General features: G+C 66.8%; 14 protein-coding genes and 1 pseudogene. 9 read left to right on the top strand and 6 right to left on the bottom strand.

Annotation, left to right across the window (positions count from 1 at the left end; translation table 11 throughout):
• Positions 1–350 precede the first annotated feature (350 nt).
• Complete coding sequence (locus SM418_RS07340) at positions 351–1,073, bottom strand: hypothetical protein (RefSeq protein WP_371939896.1); 723 nt, start codon at positions 1,071–1,073, stop codon at positions 351–353.
• Between the two features lie 216 nt (positions 1,074–1,289).
• Here SM418_RS07340 and SM418_RS07335 point away from each other — a divergent pair.
• Positions 1,290–1,411: pseudogene (locus SM418_RS07335) on the top strand (IS5/IS1182 family transposase); the annotation flags it as partial.
• Positions 1,412–1,805: 394 nt separating this feature from the next.
• Positions 1,806–2,270, top strand: coding sequence for a hypothetical protein (locus SM418_RS07330; protein ID WP_371939895.1), 465 nt, complete (start codon positions 1,806–1,808; stop codon positions 2,268–2,270).
• Between the two features lie 272 nt (positions 2,271–2,542).
• On the opposite strand, the gene SM418_RS07325 is transcribed toward SM418_RS07330, so the two are convergent.
• Positions 2,543–5,230: a TIM-barrel domain-containing protein gene (locus SM418_RS07325; RefSeq protein WP_371939894.1), complete on the bottom strand. Its 2,688-nt coding sequence runs from the start codon at positions 5,228–5,230 to the stop codon at positions 2,543–2,545.
• Between the two features lie 131 nt (positions 5,231–5,361).
• On the opposite strand from SM418_RS07325, the gene SM418_RS07320 reads away from it, so the two are divergent.
• Positions 5,362–5,805 carry a transposase gene (locus tag SM418_RS07320; RefSeq protein WP_371939893.1) on the top strand — a complete coding sequence of 148 codons (444 nt, stop codon included), beginning with the start codon at positions 5,362–5,364 and terminating at the stop codon, positions 5,803–5,805.
• Between the two features lie 170 nt (positions 5,806–5,975).
• Here the strand turns inward: SM418_RS07320 and SM418_RS07315 are convergent, their stop codons facing one another.
• Both SM418_RS07315 and SM418_RS07310 read right to left on the bottom strand, forming a co-directional pair.
• Positions 5,976–6,170 (bottom strand): DUF2795 domain-containing protein, encoded by a 195-nt coding sequence (locus tag SM418_RS07315; protein WP_371939892.1) that lies wholly within the window; start codon positions 6,168–6,170, stop codon positions 5,976–5,978.
• A gap of 12 nt (positions 6,171–6,182) precedes the next feature.
• Positions 6,183–6,608, bottom strand: coding sequence for a ChaB family protein (locus SM418_RS07310; protein ID WP_371939891.1), 426 nt, complete (start codon positions 6,606–6,608; stop codon positions 6,183–6,185).
• 908 nt (positions 6,609–7,516) lie between these two features.
• Between SM418_RS07310 and SM418_RS07305 the strand changes: the two genes are divergently transcribed.
• Positions 7,517–9,940, top strand: coding sequence for a pentapeptide repeat-containing protein (locus tag SM418_RS07305; RefSeq protein ID WP_371939890.1), 2,424 nt, complete (start codon positions 7,517–7,519; stop codon positions 9,938–9,940).
• Positions 9,941–10,455: 515 nt separating this feature from the next.
• Positions 10,456–10,791: a YkvA family protein gene (locus SM418_RS07300; protein WP_371939889.1), complete on the top strand. Its 336-nt coding sequence runs from the start codon at positions 10,456–10,458 to the stop codon at positions 10,789–10,791.
• Positions 10,792–10,821: 30 nt separating this feature from the next.
• Here the strand turns inward: SM418_RS07300 and SM418_RS07295 are convergent, their stop codons facing one another.
• Complete coding sequence (locus SM418_RS07295; protein ID WP_371939888.1) at positions 10,822–11,163, bottom strand: hypothetical protein; 342 nt, start codon at positions 11,161–11,163, stop codon at positions 10,822–10,824.
• A gap of 17 nt (positions 11,164–11,180) precedes the next feature.
• The gene (locus tag SM418_RS07290) at positions 11,181–11,609 is read right to left on the bottom strand and encodes an aminotransferase class I/II-fold pyridoxal phosphate-dependent enzyme (RefSeq protein ID WP_371939887.1); all 429 of its coding nucleotides are present in this window, start codon (positions 11,607–11,609) and stop codon (positions 11,181–11,183) included.
• Positions 11,610–11,677: 68 nt separating this feature from the next.
• On the opposite strand from SM418_RS07290, the gene SM418_RS07285 reads away from it, so the two are divergent.
• The 4 genes from SM418_RS07285 (at position 11,678) to SM418_RS07270 (ending at position 14,979) form a co-directional block, all read left to right on the top strand.
• Positions 11,678–12,289, top strand: a complete 612-nt coding sequence (locus SM418_RS07285) for a LysE family translocator (RefSeq protein WP_371939886.1) — start codon at positions 11,678–11,680, stop codon at positions 12,287–12,289.
• Between the two features lie 26 nt (positions 12,290–12,315).
• Positions 12,316–13,047, top strand: a complete 732-nt coding sequence (locus SM418_RS07280) for a B3/B4 domain-containing protein (RefSeq protein WP_371939885.1) — start codon at positions 12,316–12,318, stop codon at positions 13,045–13,047.
• An 833-nt stretch (positions 13,048–13,880) separates the two neighbouring features.
• Entirely contained in the window at positions 13,881–14,351 is a 471-nt protein-coding gene (locus SM418_RS07275) for a hypothetical protein (RefSeq protein ID WP_371939884.1), read from the top strand.
• A 193-nt stretch (positions 14,352–14,544) separates the two neighbouring features.
• A complete protein-coding gene (locus tag SM418_RS07270) occupies positions 14,545–14,979 on the top strand; it encodes an NUDIX hydrolase (RefSeq protein WP_371939883.1) in 435 nt (144 codons plus the stop codon).
• Positions 14,980–15,116 lie beyond the last annotated feature (137 nt).

Below are 15,116 nucleotides of genomic sequence, written 5' to 3'. Positions count from 1 at the left end.
CGCCGAGGTCCCGCCGATTCGCGCCGCCGAGGTCCCGCCGACTGTCGGTGGCAGACGGAGTCTTCACGCCCGGGGGAGTGCTTGTGAGGGCTCACCGGGCACTACAGCGTGGCGTGCTCGGACCTGCGCGGTTACGGCAGCTCCTCAACCGCCGACCGATGCTGAGAACGCCCTGTACTCCAAACGGGCCATGGCCGGTGAGCTGGCCGCATTGACAGATCGGGTCCGGACCGGGGGCCGCCCGGAACCAGCCTGGTCGGCATTCCGCTGCTGGACGAGGGCGCCAAACGCGCTGGCCGCGCGGCCATTCTTAAAGGCCCTGGAAAGCGACGATTTCAGCGTCGTTGAGTTCAGGAGATGTAGTTGAGGTTCCATTTCCAGAGGAAGAACGGGAAGAAGACGATCCTTGCCGGCAGGGCGATGATGAAGACGGTAAAGGACAGGATCCATCCGACCGTCCTGATCGGAGCGGAACGGACGAGGTCGGCACCGTCTTCACCTGAGAGTTCGGCGACCGCCGCGAGCCAGTGGGAGCCGACGATCCAGTTGATGCCGAGGAAGGCCGACACGGCGAGGACGGTCAGCCAGAGCGTCCACCCGGTCGGCCAGACCGGGTGACCGTTCTTGAGGGTCCACGGCAGCGCAGCAGTGAAGGTGCCGATCTGCGCGAGGTAGGCCACCCAGTAGGACGGGTCGGCCGGGTCCAATCGGGCTCCTGGGCCGGGTCGCAAGGGCCGGGGGCGAAGGCCGTGGATCAAGGGGTTGCTCTCGGCCCGGATCGCCTTGTAAAGCGTCCGCTCCGCGGCACGGTCGAAGCTTCCGTAACGGGTGTACTCGCTGATGTGCCTCATGATGAAGATCCCTTTGAAGAGATGGATCACCGAGAACACCGCAAGCAAGACCCATGCGTACCGGACGTTCAACTCGATACCGGCCACCGTGATCACGTCCTTGGCAGCCAGCAGCTTGGTGGCCAGCACCGCGACGGCGGCCATCCAGCCGAGAACCACGATCCGGCTGGTGTCCTTCACAGCATTGAAGACGAGACGCTGCTCCGCTGACAGTTCCTCCACGCCCGTTGGACGGCCACCGGGCCGGCAAGGTTCAGTGCGCGCCCAACCCCCGCGGGGCTCAGTCACCTTGCTGCTGAAGAGTCATCAGTAGCTTGTGCTCGGTGTCGTGGTTCATCCAGGCGTCCATGAGGCTTTGGTGGACATGGTCGCCTTGTTGAGGTGTGAGTTCGAGCGTGTGGGCGGTTTCGTGCAGGAGCGGCAGGTGCCGTTCGCATCGCCGAGCTGTGCGAACCCGGCGAACGCGCGTACGCCGAGTTCAAGTCATGGCGCATCCTGCGGAAGCTGCGCTGCTGCCCCCACCGCGCGGACGCCTCGCCAAAGCCGTTCACACCCTGAAACTCCGCGAGACCGCAGCATGCTGTAAAGGCTCTGTGGTTCGCTCAATCTGCTGCAGGACGCGGCGACATGGACCGCGAACATCGGCTATCCGGGACCGTCCAACCCCGCCATCGGCGAGGTGTTCACCCGACCGGTCCTGCCGCAGGTCGACCAAGGAAGGCAGACGCCCGAGGAGTCGGTGGCATTGGCCGAGATCAAGCCGATCTGCGAAGGTGGCGCTCCCGCGGCCTGGTCGGCGGCTGCTGACGCTGGATCTCAGGCGCCTGTGTCCGCAGAATGCGGGGTTGCTGCGTCTGGGGGGCGGAAGCCGGGGGGCGGATCTTCACATGCTCTCCACATTTCACCACAACGTCTACATTCGAAAGCCTGCCGTAGCGCGTAGCATTTCCGCCCATGACACGCCCGCGCCCGGCGGCTTGGATCGCCATACTCGTGATCGCCGTACTCGTGACCGGCTGCCTCATCGAAGGGTGGTCGTTCGTCTCCGGGGGCAATGCCATGAAGAAGCGAGACGAGGCCCGAGCACGCGCAACCCTGGTCGCCTATCTGCACCTCGTTCACCAGCGTAAATGGATGAAGGCCTGCGACATGCAGGACGACACCTCCGAATTGGCGTTGGAAGGCTGCGAGGGGTATCTGTCGAGCGGGGCACCCCTCGTGTCCTTCGACGTCGGAGGCGCCCGCTCGACGAGTTGGAACACCGAAGGCACCTTCATCAAGTTTCCGGTTTCCCTCGTCTACGCTGACGGGAGCCACGAGCAGATCGAGTTGGAGGTCGGCTCGAAGGCCAGTGGCTACCCCGACACGGTCCTCGACGGCCCGTTTTCTCACACCCGCAGACGCCCGTACGACGGGTGAACGGTGTCAGAGTCTGCTGGCTGATACTCCAGCCAGGCTGGGTGTGACCATGGCTGGCCGGCGGCTTGCTGTTGGTGGTGAACGTCGCCCACCGGTACCAGAGCGCCAGCAGCGGACTTGCTCCGACTCGCCTTCCCCCCAACTGGCAGCCGCGAGGCGGGCTTTGGGGGCGCCGAGCGCGAAGAGGCCTCCGGCACCGACGCGGGGGAATTCGCTGTGAATGCCGGTGTGATAAGCCCCGTCTACCAGGGGCTCTGGTTCCGGTGATTCGTCTAGGAGACGGGTGTGATGGTGTGCTGCGCGCTGGCTGGCCCGGCCGGTAGGCGGATCGTGAGGGTCCTGGTGGCCAGGTCGTAGTTCCACGCCGTTGCAGACAGGGTCTGGCCGTCAGCGGTGACCGTGCGGGGGCGCGCGGAGCCTCGCAGGCTGACGGTATAGGCGCGCGCACTCGCTGCACCCGGATATGCACCCTTCCGCCCGCTGATGGCGAGCGTTCCAGAGTTATAGGTGACCTGGGTCGTTGTGTATTCGCCTCGCTGGTACTGGCGACCGTCTCCGGCGTCCTCGTAAAGCGTAAAGGTGCCGTCGGCGCCGGCGCCTACTACGAGTGTGACCTCGTTGAGGGGATTTTGGGAGGCGTTGTCGACATAGTTGGTCCGCTGAGCGACGATGCCTCCTGCGCGGACGAACAGCGGCATGGTTTCCAAGCCGGAGACGATGGTGTGGGTGCTCGGGCCCTGGTAGGTGCGGCCGGTGAAGTAGTCGGTCCACGATCCGGGTGGGAACCACACTTCCGTCGCCGCCGTTCCGCCGGTGTTCGGCCGAGTCACCGGTGCGACCAGCAGCGCGTCACCGTAGGTGTACTGCGTCGGGTTCTCGAATGCCTCTGCCTGGCCGGGATAGGAGAGGTAAAGCGGGCGCGCCATTGGCAGCCCGGTTTCTCGTGCCTGCCATGCGAGCGTGTAGGTGTAGGGAAGCAGAGCCTCCCGCAGTTGGAAGAACTTCGTTGCCGTCCGCTGCGCCTGCCGGCCGTACTCCCAGGGCAAGCGGTCCCCGTTGAAGGAGTGGACGCGGAAGATCGGTTGGAATGTGCCGAGTTGGATCCAGCGCACGTAGTAGTCGTCGTCCAGGTGTTGTTTGCGGAAGCTGCCGATGTCATGGCTCACGTACGGCATCCCGATGGCTGCTTCGGCCGCGGTCATCTCGGCCGCGAACGCCAGGAGCGGCCAGGTCGATTCGCTGTCGCCGGTGAAATGCACGGTCGAGCGGTGCTCGGCCCACGGTCCCGACGGGTACACCGGGGAGTCGCCCTGTCCTGCGAGGCCGCCGACAAGCGCGCTTCCCATCCGGGAGAGGACGTGTCCGCGGTCGCCGAGGCTGTCGCCATGCGCGGCGTAGAGGTGGTTGATCCAGGAGTCGGGAGTCATGCCGGGGGTGGTCACCCGGGCGTCATCGCAGCACCAGTCCAGCCACCAGCTGTCCACGCCTTGGAGTTCGAAGGGACGATGCAGGGCGACGTAGGCCTTGACCTGGTCCGGGTCGCCCCAGTTGAATATTTTGCAGAGGTTGATCCCGGCCGTGCAGAAGGAGTACTCGAGCTTGCCCTTGGCCAGCGCGTCGGCTTCGGTGAGGCGAGGGTCGTTCAGCGGGATGCTGGGATGGACGTTGAAGTTCAGTTCGAGGCCCTGGTCGTGTGCCCATCGGGTGAACTTCTCCGGGGCTGGGAAGAGCTTGCTGTTCCAGTTCCAGCCGTTCCAGGTGGATGGGGACTTGAAGTCGGTGTCCACAGAGAGAGTGTCCAGCGGCACCTTCTCGGCCCGGAACCTCGGCAGCAACCGCTGCTGGTAGTCCTCCGCGCTGTAGGGGTGGTACCTGGAGAACCAGACTCCGAAATGGGACCGGGGCAGCAGGGGAGCGGGGCCGGTCAGCGCGGTCAAGTCGGCCAGGGCCTGCCGGTAGTCGCGGCCGTAGCCGAATAGATAACCGTCCTGGTAGGGCTTGCCCGCATGGCCGTGGCGCTGGATGATCCGGTTTGCCGCCGGGTCGAACAACGCGGTGCGGCTGTCGTCGAGGAGCGCCCACCCTTCGCGGGACAGGATTCCGGGCTCCAGCTCGGCGGGGCCGGACTTGTAGTCCAAGCCACGGCGGTAGCCCCCGAGCTGTGAAGGCGCGGGGTATGCCGTTCCAGCGGGCACGACCGTCAGGTTGTCGATGTTGACGTGCCCGGAATCCTCTGCTCCCCGCTCCAGTGAGATCGCCGCGCCACCCTTCTTCAGGCGCACGGTCGTCTCCGCGACACGCCAGTTGTCCCAGCCGCCGGTCCTCGGCAGGGTCAACTGCGCGGCCCGGGTGCCGCCGACCCGGACGCCGAGCGTGCGGATCTCGTTCTTGAGATCACCGCCCCGGGCGTTGGCGTAGCGCACCGCGAACCGGTAGTCGCCGTCCGCCGGGACGTCTGCGAGACGGAACGAGGCGGACGCTCCCCGCCGGTCGAAACCGGTGGTGAAGCCCGTCCCGGTGAACCCCTTGTGATCGGACTCGACCTCAGCTCCTCCGGCCGGCCGGCCGTCTTCGGCCTCGCAGCGCGTACTGAAGGAGCAGACCTGGTCGGCCGTGCTCCATGCGGGCCGGGCGACCGCGCCGCCCGCCAGTTTGACCCGCAGGTTCGCTGTGGTGAAGGCACCGGAGCCGCGCTTGTAGCGCACTGTGAGCCGGTCCGTGCGGATCACCCTGTCTCCACTGTCGGTCCAGGTCCGGAAACGGGTCGGGACGGCCTGGCGGAGGGCCGCGTTGAACGTCGGACGGTCCTCGAAAACCCCGTCGCCGGCGTATTCCAGCCGGATCAGCGTCGGACTCAGGATCTGGAAGCGGGCATTGCCTTCACGTACCGACGGAATCGACACCGCCCTTGCCGTTTGGAGCGGCACCGCCGGTACCGCCGCGGCGAGCGATACGGCCATGACGCCGGCGGTACCACGGCGTCGCCTCATGAGGGCTCCCACATGTTGCGAACAACTTTCACGAAAACTAACTAGGCTCGCAGCCTCCCGTCCAGGCGCCGCCATATCACAGGTCGATCACAGCAGCCGGAATGCCGCCGCCAGGAGTGCGCGGCGTCCAGTTCGTCCGGGGGACGCCCTGGGCGGAGGCGGCCAGCAGGGCCTGGGCGTCGGCAGCGGAGGGGCGCCCCGAACGGGCACGGCCAGGCGACCTCTGGCTGTCGGCCAGAGGTCGCCCGGCGACCTGGCCCGCTGCCCGGAACGGGACACCGTCGCCGGCTGCGGGCCGCCTTCAGGGAGAATGGTCGACCTGGATCGAGTCCGGTGAAAAAGGCCGAGGCCACCGGCTTCCCGTCCCTAAAAGCCTGGTCAACAGGATCCGCCAGGACTTTGACGCGGTGACGGCGGGATTGAGCATGCGCTGGATCTCCGGCCGCGTGGAAGGCAACGTACATCGGATTGAGCGGATCAAAAGGGACGGCTACGGGCGTGCGTCCTTCGAACTTCTTCGCCTTCGAATCCTTCACGCCGACTGAGTGTCGGCGACCGTAAGTGACCGGTTCACAACAAGTGGATCAGAGGCCATGGTGAAGAGTGGCTGCTTGGAGGCGGCGGATCCGGGCCATTCAAGCCTCCAGCACATCCGAAGGAGCAGTCATCCCCGGATACAGTCGGCATCACGACCAGCGCATCCTGGCCCGGCATGTCAGGACGTCTTGGTGATCTCCTTGCCGGCCGCGCTCGGATCGTCGTACTCCTGACCGGGCATGGCTTGGAGCGTCTGCAACGTGGGCTCGTCAGCGCCGTGCTCCTGTGCGTGCTGAGCAGGTCGTCCCGGGACGCCGGATAGTTCATCCCCCAGGCACTTCTGGGTTCCGATGAACGACGGGTTGTCTGCCATGGCCCCCCTGATTCATGATCTCGACCGAGCGGTTTTGCGGTCGTTGGCCTTTTCGATCGCCTTGACGAGTTCGTCCTTGGACATGGTCGACCGACCCGAGATGTCGAGCCGCTTCGCCACGTCATAGAGGTGCTTCTTGGAGGCGTTGGCGTCTACGCCGCCCGCGGTCTTGCGTGCGGTCCGCCGGCCGCCTTCGGCCTGCGCGTCGGACGGCCCCTTGGCGCCCTTGGCCTTGGGCTCCCAATGATCGCCGACCTTCTCGTGGGTGTGCTTGAGCGCCGCATACGCGACGCGATGGGCCCGCTGTCCCTCGCCGTACTCCTCGACCGCCGAATCGTGCGCCTTGGCGAACGTGCGCTGGGCCTTGGCATCTGAACGCTTGATGGTGTCGGGAAGCTCGCTCTTCTTGGCCTTCCCCTGACGGGTGGTCTTCGGCATCCTCCTGGCTCCTCCGTCGCTCACACGTGTCTTCTTAGGCCCTGGTTATCCGTTGGACGTCGATTCCCACCTGCCCGCTGTACCCGCTGCTGGTGGGGGCGAGCGAGTGCAGCGAGGCGGTGCAGTCCGCTGCGTCGGCCTTCGGCGGAATCCGCCGCTTGTCGCGGCCGCGAGGGAGCGGCTGGGACGGTTCGGGTCGTTTCTCATGGCACGGGCGGGGGCGGCGAGGCCATCCGGACGGGGCGGCGAGCGGGTCGTGAACTCGTTCGTTCCTCTCGAATCCGGTACATGCACGTGGGTGGCCAGACCCGACCGAACTGCAACCGGCCGAGGCGTTGCAAGCCGTGGCCGACGTCAACGCCGCTGGCTCGTCTTCTGCCTCTTGCGAGCCTGCCTGAACTGAGTGTCAGGCCGGTCGTCCGCTGCGGCGGGCCGGGTTCGGGGGTGCCGCCCTCAACCCCGTCTTCTGACCCCGCCTAGTAGCGGAGGGACAGTTGGACGTCCCGGCCTCCGGCCAGGGGATCGACGCCGTCAGAAAGATCGTCCGCAAGTGCGGCATCGTGGTCGACACACCCGGACTCCCTGCTGACGGTCCTGGTCGCCGCCCCTCAGCCCAGGACTCGGCCGCTGGCGTCGCCCTGATCGAGCAGATCGGCAGCCGCCATCCCAGCGTCCGCGAGACCTTGGTGGACGGTGGACACCGCCGCCGCCTCACCGGCGAAACACTCCCGCCGGGCACGGAACCTGACCGGAATAAAACAGAATTTATAGGATCAAACGCCCACTTAGCCCACCAACTGGCTTATTCGGAGACCCCTGGTGATCTAGTAGGCTCATCGGAAATTGCTTCTTGTTGGGTGAAATTTGTCGTACCTTCTGGAGGACCGATTGTGGACGAGGAATCGCACATGAGCCCGGAAGTGCGGCGGCTCCGATCGTCTGGCCTGGTCAGGGAGCCGGACGTCCGGGCCGCGATGACCATGCTGGCCGCAGGTCCTGCGGGGCTTGTGATTACCGGGGGGCCGGGCATGGGCAAGAGCGCCTTGGCTTGCGAGGTTCTCGGGCAGCTTGAAACCGATGGCTGGGCAGTAGCCGCCATGGTGGGCAGATGGTCTCCGCAGGCGCTGTTCGAAGGTGTCAGGGAGGCCTTCTCAGGATGGGGCGAAGAGCTCTCCCTGGAACAAGCGCGCGTGATGGGGGACCTCAGCCCGGCCCTGTCGGACGATGCGATGTTCGACACGACCTGCCGACTGCTGGAGAGCTTCCCCCTCGTCCTGCTGTTCGACGACCTGAGCCAGAACCTCGGCGGCACGGGCTACCTGGATCCCGGCTTCGGCGAGGCGTTCGACCGACTGTGCCAGTCTGCTGATCGGGGCCGGGTGCTGGTGACCAGCCGGACGCTGCCGCCATCGACGACGGACGACCGGCTCGGCGTCCTACGGCTCGACCCCTTGGACCTCACCGCGGGTACCAAGTTGGCAGCCGGACTGCCTTTCCTGTCCGCGGTGGATCCGGCCGCCCGCGAGCGAGTGGTCCGCTCGACCGCGGCGCATCCACGGTCCTTGCAACTGGTCGATGCCTGGCTGTCGGCGAACCCCGAGGATGGGGGAGCACGGCTCGCGGCCCTGACGGAGGAGGCCGTACCGCTCGACCTCATCATGGCCGAGCTGACAGGGCGACAGCGAGAGGCCCTGCTCCAGGCCGCGATCTCCACCGTCCCCTTCACCGCACACGACCTCGCCGTTGCCTGCGACCCCAGCGAGCCGGAACGGAGGCAGCGCCCGGCGCCCGATCAGGCGGAGCTCAAAAGCGTGCAGGCCACCGCGGCCCGGCTGGCCGAGTTCGGACTGCTCAACGCGTGGGAGGGGTGGGACGGGGACACCGTCTACTTCGCCGACCGCTGGATCGCGGAGATGCTGGCGCCGCACCAGGGCCCGGCGATCGCCGACCGTTACGAACGTGCCATGAACATGCACTACAGCCGGACACACGACGGCGGCACGTTCGACGACTACGTCGCCGTCTGCCGGAACCTGGTAGCGGTTCAGGGGATGGGCGATCTGACGCACTTCGTCCTCGCCATCATCGAGAGCCTGGAAACAGACTTCGAGTACGCAGGGATGGCGCTGCTGGGAGAGATCGCGCCGTACGTGCCGGCAGGCAACGGCCACCACCGTCCCATCCGTGACCACCTGGTCGCCATGTTGATCCGGCACGGCTTCCCGCGCGCTGCGCGAGAGGTGGCCGAACGATCGCTTGCCGGCGTCAAGGAGTGGGCCGCCACACACCCGCAGCGCGACGAGGCCAGGTTCTGCCTCGGCGCCGCGCACGACACCTGCGGCCAGGCCCGGTTCGCCGACGGCCGGTTGGTGGCGGCCGAGGCCGTGCTCACGGTCGCCGTGGACATCTACCACGAACTCGCGGCCGAGCACCCGACCTTCATCGAAGCAGACCAGCGGCTCGCTGGTTCGTTGCAGCACCTGGGCGAGGTGTACCGCGCGCTCGACCTGCCGGAGCACAAGGACAAGGAATACGAGACCTGGGCCGAATGCTCTTCGATCCGTACCCGGCTCTTCCAGGCGAATGCGAGCCCGGAAACGGCCATGGAAGCCGGCCTGGCCTTCCAACGCCTCGCCGAACTGGCCAAGAGCAACGGCGATCGGGAGAACGCGCTGAAACTGCTGAGCACTCGCCTTGTGATGACGGAGGCGATTGCGGAGATGTATCCGTACGATGACGAAATCGCCGCAGGACTCGCCATCGCGAGGGAGGACGTCGCCGCCCTCGACGCGCACGTCGCGTACACCGTCGACAGTCCTGAACGGGTGGGGCGTCTCGACGGGGAGGTCGGCGCGATACGGGGAACAGCGGACGTTATCGGGATCCTGAGACAGGGGCCGTTCGTCTTCAATCAGTGGCGCGCCGACAACGCGGAGGAGCAGCTCGATCTTTCCGGTGCCGATCTGCGCGGGTTGGATCTCGACAAGATGGTCTTCGCCGGTGCCGACCTCGCGGGCGCAAATCTGTCGCGAGTCTCCGCACGCGGCGCTGTCTTCTCAGGTGCCGACCTTACCGGTGCCGATCTGACCGGCGCCGACCTTACCCGGGCGGGGTTCGGCTACAGCGAGGTGGTCAACGCGACCATCGCCTTCACTCTGCTGGGCAAAGCGATGATCCAGCCGGCGACCTTGACCGGCGTGGCCTTCACCGAGGCGATCCTTGACCACACTTCTTTCCGTGAGTGTGACCTGACGGGCGTCGACCTGCGTGGGTGCGACCTGAGCACGCTGGATCTGAAGCGCTCCGGCCTGGACGGTGCGATCACCGACTAAAGTGCCCTGAATCTTCCGGAAAGCTCCCCGACCAGCCACGGGTGTTCACCGACGGTTGGTCGGGAATGGGCGTTCTTTGCCTGCGCGCATTCCCGACTGGACCTCATTGTCTACGGCGTGCCAGCGCGCAGATCGACCAACGCTCACTGCCAGATCGGCGACGATTTTCCCGGGAACTCGGACAGCAGAATAATTGCTGAAAAGGGCTCAACGAGGAGCTCAGAATGAATGGCGACGGAGTAATACGCGTGAGTATCCAGGGTACGCGTCGAACTTCCGTGAAATGGCTCGTCGGGGACTTCGGGGACTTCGGGGACTTCGGGGAAGTCGGGGGAGGGGCGCCGGGCACAGAGGAGGCGACGCCTCAGGATCGCCGCGCCGGTGACTGCCGGTTCGGTCTCCGGTGGAGTGAAACCGTGTGGGGCGGCAATACCGGAGTACACGTCCCCCCGGAGGTGCGCATGGTGTGGCTTGGAGTTGTCCTCGTTGTCGCGGGTGCCGTCCCGGCACTTACTGTGGACGGTGACCTGGGAGGTGTCGACATCACCGCGGCGGGGGCTGCCGTAATGGCCGTTGGTGCGATCCTGCTGGTCGTCGGCATCCTACGGCTGCGCGGGCGCCGCCGTGGTGGGCCTTCCGGTGCGGCCGCTCAGGCTTTCTACCGGACGTCCACCGGCAAGATCGTCGCGATGGTGATCGCGGTGATTTACATCGTCTCTCCGGTCGACCTGATCCCGGACGTCTTCCTGCCGTTCGGAATCGTCGACGACGCCACCGCCCTCACCTGGCTGCTTTTTGCGCTCGGCCAGGAGTACACGCGACGGTCTCGCTCGCAGCGCCGTGCCCCATGATGCTCCGATGGGGCGGCCTGCGGAGTCGCGTCAGCGCACTCGGCGCAGTGCCTCGCCGATGACCGCCACGGCTTCGGCGATGACGGTCGGGGTGCTCGCGGCGTAGCCGAGCACGAGCCCCGGGCGGCCGGGACACGGCCGGTGCCACGAGAGCGGTTGCACCTTCACCCCGCGTGCGAGCGAGGCGGCGGCGAGGTCCATGTCGGAGAACCCGGCGTCGAAGGTGATCGTCAGGTGCAGTCCCGCTGCGGCGCCGTGGACCGTCGCGTCCGGTAGCAGGCTTCGATCATGGCGTCCCGGCGACGGCGGTGGCGTCTGCGGAGTAGTCGTAGATGGCGTTCCAGTTCTCCTGACTCCATAGGCCGCCGTCATCGACCCACCGCATCAGCTCACGGCGCCGATCTCCGCTGAGCACCACCCCTGTCGGGAACTGATGCGCCGGCGTGAGCAGGACAGCCGGTGCGCCCGTCGCGCGCAGCGCGCCGGTCCTCCACCGCCACCTCGCGGATCCCGGTCCCGGCGAGCACCTCGGCGAACAATCCGAGCGCCTGGGCGGTGCCGGAGGTGATGATCACGTCTGCGGGGTCGGCGAGGATCCCGCGGTTGCGGGCGAGCCGGTTCGCCGCGGCGCCGCGCAACGCCGGGGATCCGCGCGGATCTCCGTATCCGGGGGCCGAAGACACCAGGTCGGCGAGCAGCGACCGTTCGGCGCGCAACCACGCGGCCCGCGGGAAGGTGGCCAGGTCGGGCACGCCCGGTGACAGGTCGATCCGTGCCGCGATGGCCCCCTCGAAGGAAGCTTCATTGGACCTGTCCATCAGGCCATTGTGGCGGCAGAGTTGCGGTCACGAGAACGGCCGTCACCGGAACCCATAGGGGAGCCCCTTTGAGCATCGCGTTCCTGGTCACCACGCTCATAGTGGTCGCCACGCCCGGCACCGGGGCGATCTACGCACTGTCGGCGGGCCTGTCGCACGGCCGTCGTGCGAGCGTCGTCGCCGCGCTCGGATGCACCCTCGGCATCGTTCCCCACATGGTGGCGGCGATCACCGGCATGGCGGCACTGCTGCACACCAGCGCGACGGCGTTCCAGTTCGTCAAGTACCTGGGGGTGGCCTACCTGCTGTACATGGCGTGGGCGATGCTCAAGGACACGGATCCGATCGTCGCCGAGGCGGAGACCGCGCCGCGCCCGGCCGGACGCGTGATCGCCTCGGGCATCTTGCTCAACCTTCTCAATCCGAAGCTGACGATCTTCTTCTTCTCCTTCCTGCCGCAGTTCGTCGACGCCGCCGAGCCGGGCCACGTGCTGCGGACGCTGCAACTCGGCACCGTGTTCATGCTGGTGACACTCGCGGTCTTCGCCGCATACGGCGTCCTCGCCGCCTCGGTGCGGGACCACGTGACCACGCGGCCGCGGCTGATGGCCTGGCTGCGCAGGAGCTTCGCCGGATCCTTCGTCGCCCTCAGCGCCAAACTCGCACTCGCCGCCCGATGACCGCCGATCCCAGGACGGACCCGAACATGTACTTCCAACATTCGGACGAGATCTGGTCTGAGCACCCCGAACTCGTCGCCGGCGCGCTCGTCGCCACGGGGATCACCGCCGACGCGGTCGTCGAGCCCCGGGTCGAGGCGTTCACCACGGTCGCCAAGGCGCGGCTCGCAGCGGGCACGGAGGCCGACCTGCCCGAGATCCAGGCCTGGCGGCGCACCTTTTCGAAGATGGGACTCAAGCCGACACGGTATCGATGCGCCTCGGAGTCACTGCTGCGACGCTTCCGCAAAGAAGGCGCCCTGCCGCGCATCCACCCGTTGGTCGACCTCTGCAACGCCGCCTCACTCGCCTTCGCCATCCCGGTGGCCGCGCTGGACGTCGCCAGGATCTCCCGGCACCTCGAAGTCCGGCGTGCGGCGGGTGACGAGAACTACCTGACACTGTCGGGAGAACCGGACACCCCGGAACCGGGAGAGGTGACCTTCGTCGACGCCGCCGGGCACGCGCACGCCCGGCGATGGACGAACCGGCAGAGCGGCCACTCGGCCGTTCGCGACACGACGCGTTCGGCCTTGATCATCGCGGAGGGGATGCACGCCTCGGCGGCAAAGGACGTCCCGGACCTCATGGCCGCCCTGTCGGAGGCGCTGAACAGCGTCTGGCCGATCTCGGTGCCCACCGCGACGTTGAGCCGCTCCGCGCCGCGTTTCGACTTTGCCGCCCGAGCAGGCGGGGCCGGAGACGGAACCCCAAGCTGACCAGCCCGCCTCCAGTCCCAGGGCCGTGTTCCCCGATCCATGGCCAGTGACTCCCTGGCAACAATTACACCGATCCCTCGCCGACCTTAATTCGGATGTCGCTATTCGCATTGCCGTCCCATTTTGCTGATCCGAGGCGTTTGAAATTGATGGTTCGACTGAAGCTGATCACTTCATGCACTGCAAGCGCCTGTGCATCAGTGATGTGATAAGACCACAAGTGATCTTCACTTGGGTGTTGACCTCTCTGTCGTCATTGTTTATGTTCGCCGTAGAACGCGTTCTACGAAAGACTGGAACGTCTGTCGAGCCGGCACGGCGCTCCCGCTCCCACCCTCGATTCCGTGCGTCCGTGTTCCTGTGCTGCAGGGACGAAACGACGCGCGCATCGAACCCCCACCCCGCGGCGCCCGCATCGGCGCCTACCTCTGGAAAGAGGGCTCCCTTGTCCCGCCCCACCTAGCTCACCGCGATCGCCTCGGCCATCGCCGGCCGCACCTTCACCGGGTTCACCATGAGCGCCAGCGGCTGTACCCGCCGTGGCGACCTCACCGGTACCTACGCCACTGGCATCCCCGGCACAGCGACCTTCACCGACCAGCCCGCCACCCGCACCAGCGGTTTCCTGTGCCCGGAGTCAGTGACCCTCAGTGCCGCCTGCGACTTTCACCCAGCCGTAACCGCGAGCTCGGCCGACCGAGCTCATGACCGGGCCGTGCCCCCGGCGCTCTCCGCTGGTAGCGCGGCATCCCGGACCAGGACACTCACACGCCCACCCCAGGTTCCGCGTGGGGCGGAAGACCCGCCGCACGCACCGAAGAGGAGGACCTCGCATGAGATCGCGCACCCTGTTCGCCGGCCTCGCCACCATGGCCGCCACCGTGGCTCTGGCAGCGGCCCCCGCCCACGCCGCCACCCCGGGCCTCGTCGATGGCACCCTCTCCGCGCTCGGCTATACCTGCACCTTCACCAATGCCACCACCAGTGACAAACCGCCGAACACCCTCAGCGTCGACCACACCACGGTCGTCCCGCAATGCGGAGCCGGCGTCACCGTGACCCTCGCCGCCTCACCGACGATCACCTTCAACGACGCCGCCGGCACGGCCTCGTCCGCACAGATCGATGTCAGCGGCAGTGCCCTCGGCATGACCTGCAAATACCGGGTGACCAACGTGTCGGTCACCCGGAGCGGGACGACGCGCACCTACACCGGCGGCCCCTTCACCGCCACCAAGCTCTCCGGCGGCTTCCTCTGTCCGGCCACGGCACAGGTGGCAAGCGCTTCCTTCACCTTCCACTGATCTCCTGACACAGATCCCCGACGGCCCGGCTACCAGGACGACGGAGGAACCCAGACGGGATCCCCGTTTTTGGAAGTCCCTGGTGGCCGCGGCCGTCAGCGGTGCCGCGGACGACCAGCCATAGGCGGCCTCGGAAAGCATCTGTGGTCACGTCGCATCAACCGTCGGCCTTGAACGCGGAGATGACGCAGCAGTGACGACTTCATTCGAGTCAGGGCCGTCGGTAGCCTCGGCGCTGATCCATAACGATCGCGGCGAGTACCTGCTGCATCTGCGTGACAACATCCCCGGCATAGTGGAGCCCGGCGCGTGGTCCCTGCTGGGCGGCGGGCGCGAACCCGGCGACCACTCCCTCACTGAGACGATCCACCGGGAGTTGCGAGAAGAGGCGGGGCTCGAAATTCCCGCTCTGGAGCCGTTCGCCGTGGAAGAGGCCGTGAACGGCGAACTCCCGGCCTTCTCGGTCCAGATCTTCGTCGGCCGCTGGGACGGTGACCCGTCTATGCTGACGCTGACCGAAGGCATCATGCTGCACTGGTTCCGCCCGGACATTCTGCCGCGCCTCAGGATCGCCCCGTCGATCGTGAGCCTGGTCCGGCGCCATGCCCGGACGATCTCCTGCCCATGAGCGCGGCCGAGCACCGCACCCTGCCTGCTCCTCCGGCCTGTGGCATCGTCACCGGACCAAGGTCCTCGTCGCGTCGACAGCCGTGGCTGACTGTCCCATCGGGTGTGATGAGGACGGTGGTTTCGGTTCTTGGATGC

Source organism: Actinomadura chokoriensis (assembly GCF_041463665.1).
In the GTDB taxonomy this organism is placed as follows: domain Bacteria; phylum Actinomycetota; class Actinomycetes; order Streptosporangiales; family Streptosporangiaceae; genus Spirillospora; species Spirillospora chokoriensis_A.
The sequence above is the reverse complement of the archived record's forward strand: the minus strand, read 5'-3'. Positions and strand labels throughout refer to the sequence as shown.